The sequence below is a fragment of the Mesorhizobium sp. BH1-1-5 genome (assembly GCF_020165615.1).
In the GTDB taxonomy this organism is placed as follows: domain Bacteria; phylum Pseudomonadota; class Alphaproteobacteria; order Rhizobiales; family Rhizobiaceae; genus Mesorhizobium.
Map to the genome: position 1 here is coordinate 24,065 of NZ_JAIUIM010000042.1, position 15,147 is coordinate 39,211.

A 15,147-nucleotide genomic window follows, 5' to 3' on the forward strand; every position below is an offset into this window, starting at 1 on the left:
CGGCGCAAGGGCGTTCTGGCCGCGCCGCATCGGCGGGACCAAGCGTCTGGCAACCGAAAACGGAGCGTTTCGTTTCGCCCGCGAAGCCAATATGATTGGCGACAGATTCACCGGCTAAGGAAGAGCGGAATGGGCGAGGCCGCCGCCCGCGGGCGCAAGTCGATCGGCGCGAAACGCAATCCCGAGAGCGCCGATGCCATCGTCGAGGCGGCCGAAGCTGTATTGCGCGAGGCGGGCTATGCCGGCTTCTCGATCGAAGCCGTCGCCCGGCGGGCGCGGGCGGGGAAGCCGACCATCTACCGCTGGTGGCCGAGCAAGGCGGCGTTGCTGATCGAGGTCTACCAGCGGCAGAAGCGCGTCGAGACGCCCGACACCGGAAGCATCGAGGACGATCTGGCCGGCTTCCTCGAAAATCTGTTCGCGCATTGGCGCGACACCCCGTCGGGCAACATCTTCCGCTCGCTGATCGCGGAGGCGCAGTCGGACGAGACGGCCGCTGCCGCGCTTGCCGAATATTCAAAAGGACGCCGTGGCCATACCGGCCGGATGATCGAGCGCGCCAAGGCGCGCGGCGAGGTGGCGGCCGATGTCGATGCCGGGATCGTCGCCGACCTGATCGCTTCCTTCGCCTGGCGGCATCTGCTGACCGGACGGCTCGACGAGGATGACGAGGCGATCCGCGCCGCCGTGCGCTACATCACGCGGGGAATCCGAGCAATTCCAGGAAAAGTGTGAGCGGTCAGGCTCGGCGACTTCGCCGTAGTCTTCCGTTCGGAATTACTTAAAAAACAAAGAGGTAGCGAACGCCTGAGCCCAAAAGCAAAAGGGCGCCGAACGGCGCCCTCCGCAGGATATTCCAGCCGATAGCGGATTACTTGCCGCCTTCCAGCGTGTCGATGTCCTTCTTGAGCTTCTCGTCCGGGATCTCGACCTTGGCTGCAGCGCGCAGCTCCTTGACCATGGCGAAATACTTGTCGCGGATCACCGCCTGCTTGGCCTGGTCCTTGACGTCGTCGAAGGCCGGCGGCTGCTTGGCGCGCTTGTCCTCGAGCTTGATGACGTGCCAGCCGAACTGCGACTGCACCGGCTCCTTCGAATATTTGCCGACGTCGAGCGCGAAGGCCGCCTTGTCGAATTCCGGCACCATCTGGCCCGGGCCGAACCAGCCGAGGTCGCCGCCATTGGTCTTGCCGCTCGGGTCGCTGGTGTGCTCGTTGGCGAGCTTCTGGAAGTCGGCGCCGCCGTCGAGCTGCTTGATGATCGCCTCGGCCTCTTCCTTCGTCTTCACGAGGATGTGACGGGCGTGAATTTCGTTGACCGGCGGCGTGTTGGCGATCTCCTGGTCGTAGCGGGTGCGCACTTCGGCGTCCGTCACCTTGTCGACCACTTCCTTCTCGACGACCTCGCCATGCAGCGCACGAGCCTGCAGGAAAGCCATGCGGCGCTGGAAATCCGGATCCTTGTCGAGGCCGCTGTCCACCGCCTTCTTGGCCATCACGCGGATCTCGATCGCAGCCGAAAGCGCGGCCGCGCGGCGCTGCTCTGGCGGCAGTTGCGCAAATTGTTGCGACAGTTCGCCTTCGGCGAGCTTAAGGTCGGCCTCGGTCAGCTTCTCGCCATTGATGGTGGCGACCACGGCATTGGGATCGACCGGCGCCGCCGGAGCAGCCGCGGGCGCCGTGGCGTCCGGCTGGGCGGGCTTGGTCTCCTGCGCCATCAGCGGCGACAGGCAGAGAGCCGAGAACCCGAAGGCCAGACCGAGGCTGGCGAGCGAGGCGCGGCGGAACGACAGGGACATCAAGATAAACTCCAATGGGGATTGCCAATAAGGATCGCGTGAGCGGAAGGGTCCAGATCAGTCGGATTGTGGCGGAATTTGGCGCTGCCCATAGGGCTAACGCGGCGTTGACATCGATTGAGCCCCCTCTTATCTGTCCAACGACTTGGCGTCCAGAACCGTTTTCCGGGCGCTTTTTGCGTTTGTCCGCATTCACGCGGATTTGATAGGCCCGCCAGGTGCCTGTCGCAAACGGCCAAATTGCTATCGAAAGGACCATTGGATGGTCAGTCTCGGCGGTCTCGCCCGTAAGGTTTTCGGTTCTTCCAACGACCGCCGTGTCAAGTCGACCCGGCCCAGGGTCGAAGCCATCAACGCCATGGAAAACGAGATGCGGGCGCTCTCCGACGCCGAGCTTGCGGGGCGGACGCAAAAATTCCGCCAGGATCTCGCCAACGGCGCTTCGCTCGACGATCTGCTGGTCCCTGCCTTCGCCACGGTGCGCGAAGCGTCCCGCCGCGTGCTGGGCATGCGGCCGTTCGATGTCCAATTGGTCGGCGGCATGGTGCTGCACAATGGCGGCATCGCCGAGATGCGCACCGGCGAAGGCAAGACGCTGGTCGCCACCCTGCCGGTCTATCTCAACGCGCTTTCCGCCAACGGCGTCCACGTCGTCACCGTCAACGACTATCTGGCCAGCCGCGACGCCGAATGGATGGGCCGCGTCTATAAATTCCTCGGCCTGACCGTCGGCATCATCGTCCATGGCCTTTCCGACGACGAGCGCCGCGAGGCTTACGCTTCCGACGTCACCTATGCCACCAACAACGAGCTCGGCTTCGACTATCTGCGCGACAACATGAAGTACGAGCGCTCGCAGATGGTGCAGCGCGGCCATGCCTACGCCATCGTCGACGAGGTCGATTCCATCCTGGTGGACGAAGCGCGCACGCCGCTGATCATTTCCGGTCCGCTCGAGGACCGCTCGGAAATGTACAACACCATCGACACCTTCATGCTGAAGCTCGGTCCGGCCGACTACGAGGTCGACGAGAAGCAGAAGACGACGATCTTCACCGAGGACGGCACCGAGAAGCTGGAAAACATGCTGCGCGACGCCGGCCTGTTGAAAGGCGAGTCGCTCTACGACGTCGAGAACGTCGCCATCGTCCATCACGTCAACAACGCGCTGAAGGCGCATCTCTTGTTCCAGAAGGACCGCGACTACATCGTGCGCAACGACGAGATCGTCATCATCGACGAGTTCACCGGCCGCATGATGCCTGGACGCCGCTATTCGGAAGGCCTGCACCAGGCGCTTGAGGCCAAGGAGCATGTGCAGATCCAGCCGGAGAACCAGACGCTGGCCTCCGTCACCTTCCAGAACTATTTCCGCCTCTACAAGAAGCTTGCCGGCATGACCGGCACGGCGCTGACCGAGGCCGAGGAATTCGGCAACATCTACGGCCTCGAAGTCACCGAGATCCCGACCAACCTGCCGGTCATCCGCAAGGACGAGGACGACGAGGTCTACCGGACGGTCGAGGAGAAGTACAAGGCGATCGTCAAGGAAATCCGCGAAGCCAGCGCCAAGGGCCAGCCGACGCTGGTCGGCACCACTTCGATCGAGAAGTCCGAGCAGCTGGCCGAGCGCCTGCGCAAGGACGGCTTCAAGAACTTCGAAGTGCTGAACGCCCGCCACCACGAGCGCGAGGCGGCCATCGTCGCCCAGGCCGGCAAGCCCGGCGCCATCACCATCGCCACCAACATGGCCGGCCGCGGCACCGACATCAAGCTCGGCGGCAACGCCGAGATGCGCATCGCCGAGGAGCTTGGTGACATGCCGGCCGGACCCGAGCGCGAGGCGCGGGAGAAGGCGATCCACGAAGATATCGAACGGCTGAAGGAAAAGGCGCTGGCCGCCGGCGGCCTCTACGTGCTGGCCACCGAACGTCATGAATCGCGCCGCATCGACAACCAGCTGCGCGGCCGCTCCGGGCGCCAGGGCGACCCGGGCCGCTCGAAATTCTTCCTGTCGCTGCAGGACGACCTGATGCGCATCTTCGGCTCCGAGCGCATGGACGGCATGCTGCAGAAGCTCGGCCTCAAGGAAGACGAGGCGATTATCCATCCCTGGATCAACAAGGCGCTGGAAAAGGCGCAGAAGAAGGTCGAGGCGCGCAACTTTGACATCCGCAAGAACCTCTTGAAGTATGACGACGTCTCGAACGACCAGCGCAAGGTGGTGTTCGAGCAGCGCATCGAGCTGATGGACGGCGAAGGCCTGTCGGAGACGATCGGCGAGATGCGCGAAGGCGTCATCGAGGAGGTCGTCGCCAAGAACATTCCCGAAAACGCCTATGCCGAGCAGTGGAACGTCGCCGGCCTCAAGGAGGAAGTGGCGCAATACCTCAACCTCGACCTGCCGATCGAGGAATGGGTCAAGGAAGAGGGCATCGCCGAGGACGATATCCGCGAACGCATCACGGCCGCGGCCGACGCCGCCGCCAAGGAACGCGCCGACCGCTTCGGCCCTGACGTGATGAACTATGTCGAGCGTTCGGTGGTGCTGCAGACGCTCGACCATCTGTGGCGCGAGCACATCGTCAATCTCGATCATCTGCGCTCGGTCGTCGGCTTCCGCGGTTACGCGCAGCGCGACCCGCTGCAGGAATACAAGGGCGAAGCCTTCGAGCTGTTCCAGGGCATGCTCGGCAATTTGCGCCAGGCCGTCACGGCGCAGTTGATGCGCGTCGAGCTGGTGCGCCAGGCGGCGGACGCGCCGCCGCCCGAAGCCCCCGACATGTTCGGCTCGCACATCGACGGCACCACCGGCGAGGACGACTTCCAAGGCGGCGAGACCGCGCTTCTCATGCGCCAGGACACTAATGCCGCCGTCGCGCCGGAAAACCGCGACCCGAAGAACCCCTCGACCTGGGGCAAGGTCGGCCGCAACGAGCTCTGCCCCTGCGGCTCCGGCAAGAAGTACAAGCACTGCCACGGCACCTTCGCCTGACCCTCTTTTCCTTCTCCCCGTCACTATACGGGGAGAAGGCGCCCGAAGGGCGGATGAGGGACAGCACCAACGTCCGGCGACGTATGCCGGCCTGAAAGCCAAAACTCACACCAGCCCCGATGCACGCGCCGCGGCCGCCGCCTCGCCGCGCGAGATGACTTCCAGCTTCTCCAGCACCGCCGAGACGTGGTGATCGACCGTCTTGGGCGAAATCGTCAGATGCGCGGCGATCTTCTTGTTGGAAAAGCCCCGATCGAGAAGTTCCAGGACTTCCATCTGGCGCTGCGTGAGGCCGGCCTGGTTGGCGCGCGTCGCCTGTCGGGGTCCTCTCGCGATGTGACTGACGCCGCTTTCCCGCATAAGGCCGCGGGCGTGCTGCGCGACCGCCATCGCGCCAAGCTCCTCGAAGATGGCGAGCGCCTCGCGCTGCGCCGCTTCATCGCCGAGCAGCAAGGCCACGGCCCGTTCGAAAGGCGCGCCCATTTCGGCCCATAACGCGGCGGCGCCGCGCCAGTTGCCGCTCAGTTGCAGGCGGTGCGGCTCAGCCATGCCGTCCGTGTCGCCAGGTTCGGATCCAGGCGACAGCAGCTCGCGCCAGACAGCAAGTTCGCCGAACACGGCCGGCGTCGGCGCGAGGCTTTCGGCAACCGCGATCAGGCGCAGGGCTTCCTGCCTGTCGGCTTGCCCGAGCCAGGCCAATTCGGCCAGCACTGCGGCAAACGCCACAAGCCGCTGCAGTTCCATGCCCTTGTCCAGGAACAGCCTCATCTCTTCGATGATCGGCTCGGCCGACGGGTCGCCGCGTCGGATGCGCAATTTTGCCAGCGCCACCAGCGACGGATAGCGCACGAGCGGCGTCGTTGCGTCGTCGTCGACGACCTCATGCGCCATTGCCGCGGCATCGTTCCAAAGGCCGCGGCGAAGCCAAAGCTGCGCCTGCACGCCGCGCATATAATCGCGCCATGTCGCGAGATCGTTCTCGACGCAATAGCCGATGCCGCGCTCCAGGAACGACGCCGCCTCCTTGAAGTTGAGCCTGTTCATCTCGACGCAGGCGCAGTTCGTGAAGGCGCGCGCCGCATGCTCCTGGAAGTTGCCCGACAGCGCAATGCCGAGGCTGCGGGCGAGATCGCGCCGCCCCTTGGCAAAGTCCAGCCATTGTCCGGCGGCGCCGACATTGTTGAGCGCGTGGCAGAGGATGTCCGGCCGGTTGAGACGCTCCGCCAGCTCGATCGCCTTGCCGCCGAACGAAAGCGTGTCGTCGAGCCGCTCGGCGAGCATCGCCAGTTGCGAGAGGTTCGAATAGGCCATCGCCAGTTCGGCGCTGTCGGGCGCGGTCTCCAGAAGCTCCACGGCCTGCTCGCCGAAACGGTCCGCCGCCTCGCGATCGCCGACCAGATAGGCAAAGCGCGACAAGCACCTGAGGCTGTCGCCTTCCTTGAGCCGATCGCCCAGTGCCTGGCGCAATTGGCGCGCCCGGCCCTGCGCTTCCATCGCCGCGTCGATGCGGCCGATCAGGTGGCACTCGAAGGCGTGGCCTTCATGGAGCTCCGCCCGCTTCTCGATGGGCAGGATATCCGCGTAGCGCAGCGCGACCTCGTAATAGCCCGCTGCATCGCGATGCGCGCCGACGCGGGAAGCCTCGCGCGCCGCGACCGGCGCGAGCTCTCGCACCACGTCCAGGCTTTGCGCTTCCACGGCATGATGCACCAGCCTTGCGGTGGCGACTTGCGGATTTTCGCGCAAGGCCGCCAGGGCGCGTTCATTGTACTCCCGCCGTTTGCTGGGCGTCAGCGCCATTTCGATCGCCGTGCGGGCGATCTCGTGCCGGAAGGCATAGCCGTCGCCGAAATCCTCGAGCAGGCCGTTGGCGACGCATTCGGCAAGCTGGCCGGCGGCGGCGATCCCGCAAAGGCCGCTCAACGCCCAGGCGTCGGCGCGGCGCGGGAACACCGAGACCGCGTCGAGCATCGAGCGGGCGCCGGACGAGAGCTGCTCGGCGCGCGCGAGCACCGCATCGCGCACGCTGACCGGAAGCAGGCTGTCTTTTTCGCCGGCCAGCAACTCCGTCACGAAGAAAGCATTGCCCGCCGTGGCGCGGTAGATCGCGCCGCCGTCGCGGCCGGCGGCCTCGGCGAGCGACAGAACGGCCGTCTCGCTGAGCAAGGGGACCTCGATACGATGGATGTTGCCGGCCGGAATTTCGCCGAGCGCCCGCCGTACCCGCATCTGGCCCTCGCTGCGGTCGGTCCGCGCGGTGACCACGAGCAGGATGTGGGTGCTTGCGATGCGCCGGCCGAGGAATCGGACAAAGTCGAGCGTCGCGTCATCCGCCCAATGCAGGTCCTCGATGACCAGGACGCTCGGCCCCCTCGTCTCGAAAACATCGAGCGCGTCGGAAAAGAGCGGCATCCTTTGCCCCTGCCGGGCGTCGATTGCCTGCGGCAACTCCCATCCCGCCTCGCGCGCGAGATCGTAGAGCGCGCCGAGCGGATCGGGGATCGAGAGGTCCTCGCAGGCGCCGCGCAACAGCTTCACGCCTTCCGTCAGCCTCTCCATGAACGCCTCGACCAGCGTCGTCTTGCCGGCACCGGCTTCGCCGGTCAGCGCCACGACGCGGCCGTGGCCTTGCACGGTGCCGGCCAGCACGGCCTCCAGTTGCTGCAGTTGCGTCTGCCTTTCCAGAAGCATCGTCACTCTCGCGAATTGGGATTCTTGGGCGCGGCGGATGCCGCTGGATAATCGGTACGAACGGGCGGAAATGTGACCTTCCACACATTCGAGTGCTCACTTCCACATAGAACGCTCCAAAGATAGGGAATCGTCCCGTCAAATATGGGGAAAGGTTCCGATGCGCGCCTTTCGCGAAGGTGATTTCTGCTGGGTCGCGCTGAACCGAGCGCAATTCACCAATGAAAGGAAATCGATCGTGCCTCGCTACCTTGTTGAACGCACCTTCCCGGAAGGCCTGAACGTGCCGATGAACGATGCCGGCGCCACCGCGATGGGCGGCGTCATCGCCCGCAATGCGGAGAAAGGCGTCACCTGGGTGCAATCCTTCGTCTCGCCCGACAAGTCGAAGAGCTTCTGCATCTATGACGGGCCCTCGCCGGAGGCGATCCGCAGCACGGCGCAGAAGAATTCGCTCCCCGTCGACAAGATCACGGAGGTTCGGGTCCTCGACCCCTACTTTTATCGCTGATCGGGCAGACCATGTCGGGCAGATCAGTCCCGTCGCTGGCGGACCAGACGCCGTGCCGGATCGCGAGAGTCTACCCGCCGCGGCGGACAACCTCCCGCCACGGCGCGGCTTCATGCGACGGGCTCTGTCGGCGCTGCTTTCGCCCTTGCGAAACCAGCGCCGCTTGCCGCCGCAGGACGATTACCTGAGACGCGACATCGGCCTGCATGAGCGGGAAAACCCGCGCGAATACTGGGAATATTGGTGGCATCACCGCTGATCCTGCCTCATCGGATCAGCGATCATCCCTTTTAACGACAGGCGCTGCCGGCGGAGTTGGCCTTGACAGGCTGACCCGCCGCTTGCGCGCCTCAAATCGAATTGGAGAGACAAATGAGCATTCAGACCCTAACCAGGTGCGTTATCGGCGCCTCTGCCGCGATCATGATGCTGATGACGGGCGCCGCCACGGCGGAAACCGTCAATCCGCTGGCTGAAAAAGTGCGGGCGCTGGACAGCCGCTTCGAGGACGTCGCGGTGGCGAAGGCCGAAGGCTACACGCCGATCCCTTGCGCCAGCGGTCTTACCGGCGGCGCCATGGGCATCCATTACGTCAACGCCGCCTATCTGAAGGACGACGCCGTCGAAGTCGCCAAGCCGGAAGCCGTGATGTACGAGCCGATGGCCGACGGCACGCTGAAGCTGATCGCGGTCGAGTACATCACCGCGAAGGGCCCGGCCTCGCTCGAGGGCCATCTGTTCAACTTCAACACCGCGCCCAACCGCTACGGGCTCGGCCCGTTCTACGAGCTGCATGTCTGGGCCTGGAAGCAGAACCCGACCGGCGCCTTCGCCGACATGAACCCGAACGTATCCTGCGACGCGATGAAGGGCATGTAAGGGGCGCCTCTTCCTTCTCCCCTTGTGGGAGAAGCTGGATCGGCGCGCAGCGCCGAGACGGATGAGGGTGTTCCAGTGGAGTGAGGCGTCGGCGTTCCCTGGAACACCCTCATCCGTCGCCTTCGGCGACACCTTCTCCCCTAGGGGAGAAGGTAAGGCCCCGCCCTCTCCACCCAACCGTTTCTTAAGGTGTTTCGGATAGACCGGAACGCTGGAAAGAGGCGGAAAACGGAGAGTTCTGGGTGCGCTTTTCCGCGGCGACGACTGCCGGGCGGTTCCTGCCGCAGCGCTGGGCGCTGCGCATGCGTCCGTTGCTTGGCCGCATCGACGCCGTGCTGTTCACCGCCGACGAGCGCGGCGAAGCCGGGCGCATGTCGCTGATCGCCTTCTCCATCCGCATCATCAGCGCCTTCATCGCCTTCGTCAGCCAGGTGCTGATGGCGCGCTGGATGGGCTCGTTCGAATACGGCATATCGGTGCTGGTCTGGGTGACGATGGTCATCGTCGGCAATCTCGCCTGCCTCGGCTTCCACACCTCGGTCATCCGTTTCATTCCCGAATATCGCGAGCGCGGCATGCTGGCCGAGCTGCGCGGCATCGTGCAGGCGAGCCGCCTCTTCGTGCTCGTCGCCTCGACGCTGGTGGCAGGCCTCGGCGCGCTTGGCGTGTGGCTCGCTTCGGACTGGATAGAGAACTACTATGTCATCCCTTTCATCCTCGGCGTCATCTGCCTGCCGATGATCGCCATGGGCGATCTCCTGCAGGGGCTGGCGCGCGCCAATTCCTGGGCGCTGCTGGCGCTGTCGCCCACCTATCTGGTGCGCCCGGTGCTGATCCTGCTGTTCATGGCGCTGATGCTTGGCATGCACTATGTGCCCGACGCCAAGACCGCGATCTTCGCCTGGATCGCCGCGACCTATGTCACCACGCTCGGCCAGCTGATGGCCGTCACGTCGCGCATGGAAAAGAAGATCCCGCCCGGGCCTATGGCGGTGCATTTCGGCCAGTGGATCCTCGTCTCGCTGCCGATCTTCCTGGTCGAGGGCTTCTTCTTCCTGCTCACCAATGCCGACGTGCTGATGGTGGGCGCCTATCTCAATCCCAATGACGTCGCCGTCTATTTCGCCACGGTGAAGACGCTGGCGCTGGTGCATTTCGTCTATTTCGCGGTCAAGGCCGGCGTTGCCCAGCGCTATGCGCAATTCACCCATGGCGAGCCGCATAGGCTTGCCGCCTTCGCCCGCGAGACCGTCTCCTGGACCTTCTGGCCTTCGCTTTTGATGGCGCTGCTGGTGCTGGTGCTCGGCGAGCCGATGCTGGTGCTGTTCGGCCCCGAATTCACCGCCGGCTACCCGCTGCTGTTCCTGCTGGTGCTGGGCGTCGTGGCGCGCGCCGCCGTCGGCCCCTGCGAGAGCCTGCTGACCATGAGCGGCAACCAGAACATCTGCGCCGCCGTCTATGCCATGACGCTGGCGCTCAACATCGGCCTCAATGTGATCCTGATCCCGCTGTTCGGCCTTTGGGGCGCGGCGATCGCCACCAGCCTCGCCATGGTTTTCGAGGCCAGCGCGCTGTCCTTCACCGTCTGGCGCAAGCTCGGCATCGTGATGGCGATCTTCGTGCCTGCAAAGAAGGAAATCGCCTGATGGCCGCAGTCCCGTTGCTCGAAGAGACCAGCGGCGGCCCAGCCGGCGCCATGGTCTCCAACCTTGCCGGCCTGGCGCGCGAGGCCGACCCGGCCCATATCGAGCTCTTCGCCAGCAACAGGCCGGAACGCAAGCTCGCCATCTATCCGGCCTCGGCCGGCTTCGACCTCGTCGAGGAGCTCGACTATCTCAGCGCCCGCACGATCGAGCCCAACGTCTTCTTCAACCCGCGCTTCCTCGCGCCGGCGATGCCGCGGCTGGAAGACCGCGAAGTTCGCCTGGCCGTCATCCGCGACGGCGACGAGTATCGCAATCGGCTGCGCCTTCTGGTGCCGTTCTCGGTCGAGCGGCCGGCGATCCCGCTCGGCGTCCCGGTGATGCGCACATGGTCGAGCCCGTTCGGCCCGCTCGGCACGCCTTTGGTCGACCGCGACGACCCGGTCGGCGTCATCGAGGATTTCTTCTCGATGCTGTCGAGGCCGCATCTCAAGCTGCCCAAGGTCTTCGTGCTGCCCGACATGCGGCTAGACGGCCCGGTGGCGAGCCTGCTCACCTCCTTTGCCGACAGCCGAGGCCTGACCCTTGTGACCACCGGCAAGGTCGAGCGCCCGGTGCTTGAAAGCGATGCCGATGGCGAGGACTATCTCAAGGCTTCGCTGCGCGCGCATCACTATCGTGAATTCCGCCGCCTGAAGCGGCGTCTCGCCGATCAAGGCAAGCTCGAGCACGTCGTGGCGCGCGGACCGGACGAGATCCGCCACGCCATCGAAAGCTTCCTGACGCTCGAAGCGGCCGGCTGGAAAGGCCGCGAGCGCACCGCGATGGCGATCGACCGCTACCGCGCCGCCTTCGCCCGCGAGGCCGTGCACAGGCTGGCCGAGCAGGACATGTGCCGCATCCATCTCTTGACGCTCGACAGCCGCACCATCGCCTGCCTGGTCGTCTTCGTCGAGGCCGGCGTCGCCTATACCTGGAAGACTGCATACGACGAGGCGCTCTCCGCCTATTCGCCGGGCACGCTTCTGATGATCGAGGTGACCAAGCAGCATCTCGACGACCCCAACATCGTCATGACCGATTCCTGCGCGGTTCCGGACCACCCGGTGATGAGCCGCCTGTGGAGCGAGCGCAAGCCGATGGGCACGCTTGTGGTCGGGTTGACGCCGGACGCCGACCGGCTGGCCCGCCAGGCCGCCTCGCAACTGCATCTCTACCGTGAGACCCGCAACATGGCGCGCATCCTGCGCAACCGCATGCGGAGCTTGCTGAAGCGTCGCTAGCGCAATTCCAGGAAACCCAGGGCATGCTTGTCGAGATCGGAAGGCGCGCGCTGCGGCGCATCCTGGCTGGCGCCGCGCTGCTGCTGTTCCTGCCGGCGGTCAATCCGGCAAGCGCTTCGGTGTTCCTGGAAGACCTGACCTGGACCGAGTTGCGCGACCTCGTCGCGGCGGGAACGACCACGATCATCGTTCCGATCGGCGGCACCGAGCAGAGCGGCCCGGCAATGGCGCTGGGCAAGCACAATGTGCGGGTGAAAGCTCTCGCCGAGAAGATCGCCGCGAAGCTGGGCAATGCGCTGGTCGCGCCGGTCATCGCCTATGTGCCGGAAGGCAACATCGATCCGCCGACCTCCCACATGCGTTTTCCGGGAACCATCTCCATCGGCGACAAGACTTTCGAGCAACTGCTCGAAGCCACAGCCCGCAGCTTCAGGCATGCCGGCTTCAAGACCATCGTGCTGATCGGCGACCACGGCGGCTATCAGGCCGACGAACGTCAGGTAGCCGACCGGCTCGATGCGGAATGGAAAGGGACGCCGGTGCGGGTCTTTGCCGATGTCGATTACTATCGGCTCTCGCGAGGGCCCTATACCGACAAGCTGCTGGCCGCCGGCGCCGCCCGCGCCGAAATCGGCACCCATGCCGGCTTGGCCGACACCTCGCTGATGCTCGCCGTCGACCCGTCGCTGGTGCGCAAGGATCGTCTCGCAGGCCCATCAAAGCTCGGTGCCGGGGATGGCGTTTATGGCGGCGATCCGGCAAGGTCTTCCGCGGAATTCGGGCAACTTGGGGTGGATCTCATCGTCGACGGGACGACGGATGCGATCCGCGCCTTCATCGCAAGTCAGCCAAAATGATCGAGACTTCCCTGCGCTTCATCCGTGTTTGCGTGCCGCTTGCGCTGCTTGTCTCGCTCCAGCCCGGCGCCTCGCATGCCGGCTCCTGCCCGGAGGATTGCTCCGATCCGCCGCCTCCCCCGGTCAACATCTACAGCCAGACCACGGCCAGCCATCTGAGTCCTGCCACGACCGGCGCGCTGCCGCGCGTCTATGTGCCCAACCGCTCCTCCAACAGCGTCTCGGTGATCGACACCGTCGCCTTGAAGGAGGTCGGCCGATTCCCGGTCGGCAGCAAGCCGCAGCATGTCGTGCCGTCCTGGGACCTCAAGACGCTGTGGGTCGCCAACAACGGCACCGGCAGGAACGGCAGCCTGACGCCGATCGACCCGATGACGGCCAAGCCCGGCCAGCAGATTGCGGTCGACGACCCCTACAATCTGTATTTCATGCCGGACGGGAGCGCCGCAATCGTCGTCGACGAGGCGATGAAGCGGCTCGATTTCCGCGACCCGCACACCATGGCATTGAAATCGAGCCTGCCGACGCCGACCTGCCCCGGCATCAACCATGCCGATTTCGCGGTCGACGGCTCCTATGCGATCTTCACCTGCGAATATGGCGATGGCGGCCTGGCCAAGATCGACCTGAAAAACCAGAAGGTGCTCGGCCACCTCGACCTCTCCAAGATGGGCATGCCGCAGGACATCCGGCTCTCGCCCGACGGCAAGGTCTTCTACGTCGCCGACATGATGAATGACGGCGTGTTCCTGGTCGATGGCGACAGTTTCAAGGAAATCGGCTTCATCCCCACCGGCATCGGCACGCACGGCTTCGTCGTCAGCCGCGACGGCAAGCGCCTCTACGTCTCCAACCGCGGCTCGCACAAGATGGAGCAGGGCAAGGCCAAGGGTCCGGGCGGCGTCACGGTGATCGACTTCGCCACCCGCGCCGTCGTCGCGCAATGGCCGATCCCCGGCGGCGGCAGCCCCGACATGGGCAATATCAGCGCCGACGGCAGGCAGCTATGGCTCTCCGGCCGCTTCGACAGCGACGTCTACATGATCGACACCACCAGCGGCGCGGTGACGAAAATCCGCGTCGGCGTCGAGCCGCATGGGCTGACCGTGTGGCCGCAGCCGGGGCGCTACTCGCAAGGGCATACGGGGAATATGCGGTAGCAGCCGCTCTAACGGGGCAGTCCATGATCGCGCCGACACCCGATCGGCACAAGTTTGCCGGTGAGCCCGCCGAGCCGAACGCGCTCCCCGCGAGGTTGTTCGTCCCGGCTCGGAGTGGCCCGACACAGCGTCGGCATGGCGACTTTTCCGCCGACCGATCAGGGTGCCTATCGAGCTGACCAAGGCGGCAATCCCGATGATCCCGACTTCGTGATATCCTCGTGTTTGCACAAATGGCACATCGTCACATAACTGAAATCCGGCGCGCCTAGCGGGTTCCTCGCCGCATCGCCGGCACATCTCCGCCACTTCCTACATCGAGGAAAGACCATGTTTTTTCGTGCCATCGTCGCGCCATTGGGCATCTCACTGTCCATGGCATCATCCAGCTTCGCCGCCGACATCGTCGAAGCGCCCCCGCCGGCAGCGCCGACCTGGACCATAGGGATAGAGGGAAGTCCCGAATTCTACGCCATCGACAACGGCAGCAACAAAGCCCGATCGCTTGCCGACACCTACTTCAAGCTCAGCGTCTCGCACAATTTCGACGACAATTTCGTCGGTGGCGTATTCATCCAGCCAACCTTCAAGACCGGTGGAAAGACGCAATATTATGGCGAGGCGAGCCTCGGCTACAAGATCAAGCTGACGGACGCCTTCACGCTGACTCCAAGCGTAGCTCTTGGCTACACCTGGCATGACACCGGCATCATCAAGGATGCGGACGCCAACGCGAACGTTCCTTACTACGCGTTGTATCTGGCGGGCGACTGGAAACTGTCCAAGCAATGGACGTGGAACGTTTTCAACTTCCGCTACCGCAACGCCTTCAATGCCACCTGGGAAACGCCGAAGCTGGCCACAGGCGTGACCTACAACATCGATTCCACCAACGCGGTCTATGCCAGCGTCGGTTACGCGTGGAAGAAGACCGACACGACGTCGGCGCCTTACGACGATCTCGCCGGCGACAAGCTCAACATCGCGATCGGCTACAAGCACTCGCTCTGACCGCAAGAGCAATTCCAGGAAAAGTGCGTAGCGGTTTTCCGTCCGGAATTGCGTGAAACAACAAAGGCGCGGGCTGGCCGTCGTCAGCCTGCGCCACAGTCGTCAAAACTCGAAAAGATTGGAGAAGGATGGTGCCCCTAGCCGGGATGTATGAAACGAGCCTTTACAGCCACTTGGAAAAAATGGGACACGGCTCTAGGGCCATTTTTCATTATGCTTTTTCACTCCCCTGCCCCACGGCCGGAACAAGCGGCTGCGGCCGAAGTTGAGAGCGGATGAAGAGCTACATGGTCGAGGAGATGGCCGGCGACACGCCGGT

The 15,147-nt window shown here is 64.6% G+C and carries 12 protein-coding genes; 10 read left to right on the forward strand and 2 right to left on the reverse strand.

The window, feature by feature from the left end:
* Positions 1-129 precede the first annotated feature (129 nt).
* Positions 130-735 (forward strand): TetR/AcrR family transcriptional regulator, encoded by a 606-nt coding sequence (locus tag LB572_RS32735; RefSeq protein WP_140804532.1) that lies wholly within the window; start codon positions 130-132, stop codon positions 733-735.
* A 136-nt stretch (positions 736-871) separates the two neighbouring features.
* Here LB572_RS32735 and LB572_RS32740 read toward each other — a convergent pair whose 3' ends face one another.
* Positions 872-1,798, reverse strand: a complete 927-nt coding sequence (locus tag LB572_RS32740) for a peptidylprolyl isomerase (protein WP_140804534.1) — start codon at positions 1,796-1,798, stop codon at positions 872-874.
* A 262-nt stretch (positions 1,799-2,060) separates the two neighbouring features.
* On the opposite strand from LB572_RS32740, the gene secA reads away from it, so the two are divergent.
* On the forward strand, positions 2,061-4,793 hold the full coding sequence (gene secA, locus LB572_RS32745) for a preprotein translocase subunit SecA (protein ID WP_140804536.1): 2,733 nt from the start codon (positions 2,061-2,063) through the stop codon (positions 4,791-4,793).
* Positions 4,794-4,898: 105 nt separating this feature from the next.
* Here secA and LB572_RS32750 read toward each other — a convergent pair whose 3' ends face one another.
* Positions 4,899-7,484: a helix-turn-helix transcriptional regulator gene (locus tag LB572_RS32750; protein WP_224670691.1), complete on the reverse strand. Its 2,586-nt coding sequence runs from the start codon at positions 7,482-7,484 to the stop codon at positions 4,899-4,901.
* Between the two features lie 160 nt (positions 7,485-7,644).
* On the opposite strand from LB572_RS32750, the gene LB572_RS32755 reads away from it, so the two are divergent.
* The 8 genes from LB572_RS32755 (at position 7,645) to LB572_RS32790 (ending at position 14,828) form a co-directional block, all read left to right on the forward strand.
* Positions 7,645-7,995 carry a DUF4242 domain-containing protein gene (locus LB572_RS32755; RefSeq protein WP_224670692.1) on the forward strand — a complete coding sequence of 117 codons (351 nt, stop codon included), beginning with the start codon at positions 7,645-7,647 and terminating at the stop codon, positions 7,993-7,995.
* A gap of 112 nt (positions 7,996-8,107) precedes the next feature.
* Positions 8,108-8,254: a hypothetical protein gene (locus tag LB572_RS32760; RefSeq protein WP_181179423.1), complete on the forward strand. Its 147-nt coding sequence runs from the start codon at positions 8,108-8,110 to the stop codon at positions 8,252-8,254.
* Between the two features lie 164 nt (positions 8,255-8,418).
* Positions 8,419-8,874: a hypothetical protein gene (locus tag LB572_RS32765; RefSeq protein ID WP_224670697.1), complete on the forward strand. Its 456-nt coding sequence runs from the start codon at positions 8,419-8,421 to the stop codon at positions 8,872-8,874.
* A 242-nt stretch (positions 8,875-9,116) separates the two neighbouring features.
* Entirely contained in the window at positions 9,117-10,520 is a 1,404-nt protein-coding gene (locus LB572_RS32770; RefSeq protein WP_140804542.1) for a lipopolysaccharide biosynthesis protein, read from the forward strand.
* On the forward strand, positions 10,520-11,800 hold the full coding sequence (locus LB572_RS32775) for a GNAT family N-acetyltransferase (RefSeq protein ID WP_224670693.1): 1,281 nt from the start codon (positions 10,520-10,522) through the stop codon (positions 11,798-11,800). Before LB572_RS32770 ends, LB572_RS32775 begins: the two co-directional genes overlap by 1 nt.
* A 23-nt stretch (positions 11,801-11,823) precedes the next feature.
* On the forward strand, positions 11,824-12,657 hold the full coding sequence (locus tag LB572_RS32780) for a creatininase family protein (RefSeq protein ID WP_224670694.1): 834 nt from the start codon (positions 11,824-11,826) through the stop codon (positions 12,655-12,657).
* Positions 12,654-13,817, forward strand: a complete 1,164-nt coding sequence (locus LB572_RS32785) for a YncE family protein (protein WP_224670695.1) — start codon at positions 12,654-12,656, stop codon at positions 13,815-13,817. Before LB572_RS32780 ends, LB572_RS32785 begins: the two co-directional genes overlap by 4 nt.
* 330 nt (positions 13,818-14,147) lie before the next feature.
* Positions 14,148-14,828 carry a hypothetical protein gene (locus tag LB572_RS32790; RefSeq protein WP_224670696.1) on the forward strand — a complete coding sequence of 227 codons (681 nt, stop codon included), beginning with the start codon at positions 14,148-14,150 and terminating at the stop codon, positions 14,826-14,828.
* The last annotated feature ends 319 nt before the right edge of the window (positions 14,829-15,147 follow it).

Bases quoted from the DNA above. Each gene is read 5' to 3' on its own strand.
- LB572_RS32735 (WP_140804532.1), top strand. From the start codon at position 130: ATGGGCGAGGCCGCCGCCCGCGGGCGCAAGTCGATCGGCGCGAAACGC.
- LB572_RS32740 (WP_140804534.1), bottom strand. From the start codon at position 1,798: ATGTCCCTGTCGTTCCGCCGCGCCTCGCTCGCCAGCCTCGGTCTGGCC.
- secA (WP_140804536.1), top strand. From the start codon at position 2,061: ATGGTCAGTCTCGGCGGTCTCGCCCGTAAGGTTTTCGGTTCTTCCAAC.
- LB572_RS32750 (WP_224670691.1), bottom strand. From the start codon at position 7,484: ATGCTTCTGGAAAGGCAGACGCAACTGCAGCAACTGGAGGCCGTGCTG.
- LB572_RS32755 (WP_224670692.1), top strand. From the start codon at position 7,645: ATGCGCGCCTTTCGCGAAGGTGATTTCTGCTGGGTCGCGCTGAACCGA.
- LB572_RS32760 (WP_181179423.1), top strand. From the start codon at position 8,108: ATGCGACGGGCTCTGTCGGCGCTGCTTTCGCCCTTGCGAAACCAGCGC.
- LB572_RS32765 (WP_224670697.1), top strand. From the start codon at position 8,419: ATGATGCTGATGACGGGCGCCGCCACGGCGGAAACCGTCAATCCGCTG.
- LB572_RS32775 (WP_224670693.1), top strand. From the start codon at position 10,520: ATGGCCGCAGTCCCGTTGCTCGAAGAGACCAGCGGCGGCCCAGCCGGC.
- LB572_RS32780 (WP_224670694.1), top strand. From the start codon at position 11,824: ATGCTTGTCGAGATCGGAAGGCGCGCGCTGCGGCGCATCCTGGCTGGC.
- LB572_RS32785 (WP_224670695.1), top strand. From the start codon at position 12,654: ATGATCGAGACTTCCCTGCGCTTCATCCGTGTTTGCGTGCCGCTTGCG.
- LB572_RS32790 (WP_224670696.1), top strand. From the start codon at position 14,148: ATGTTTTTTCGTGCCATCGTCGCGCCATTGGGCATCTCACTGTCCATG.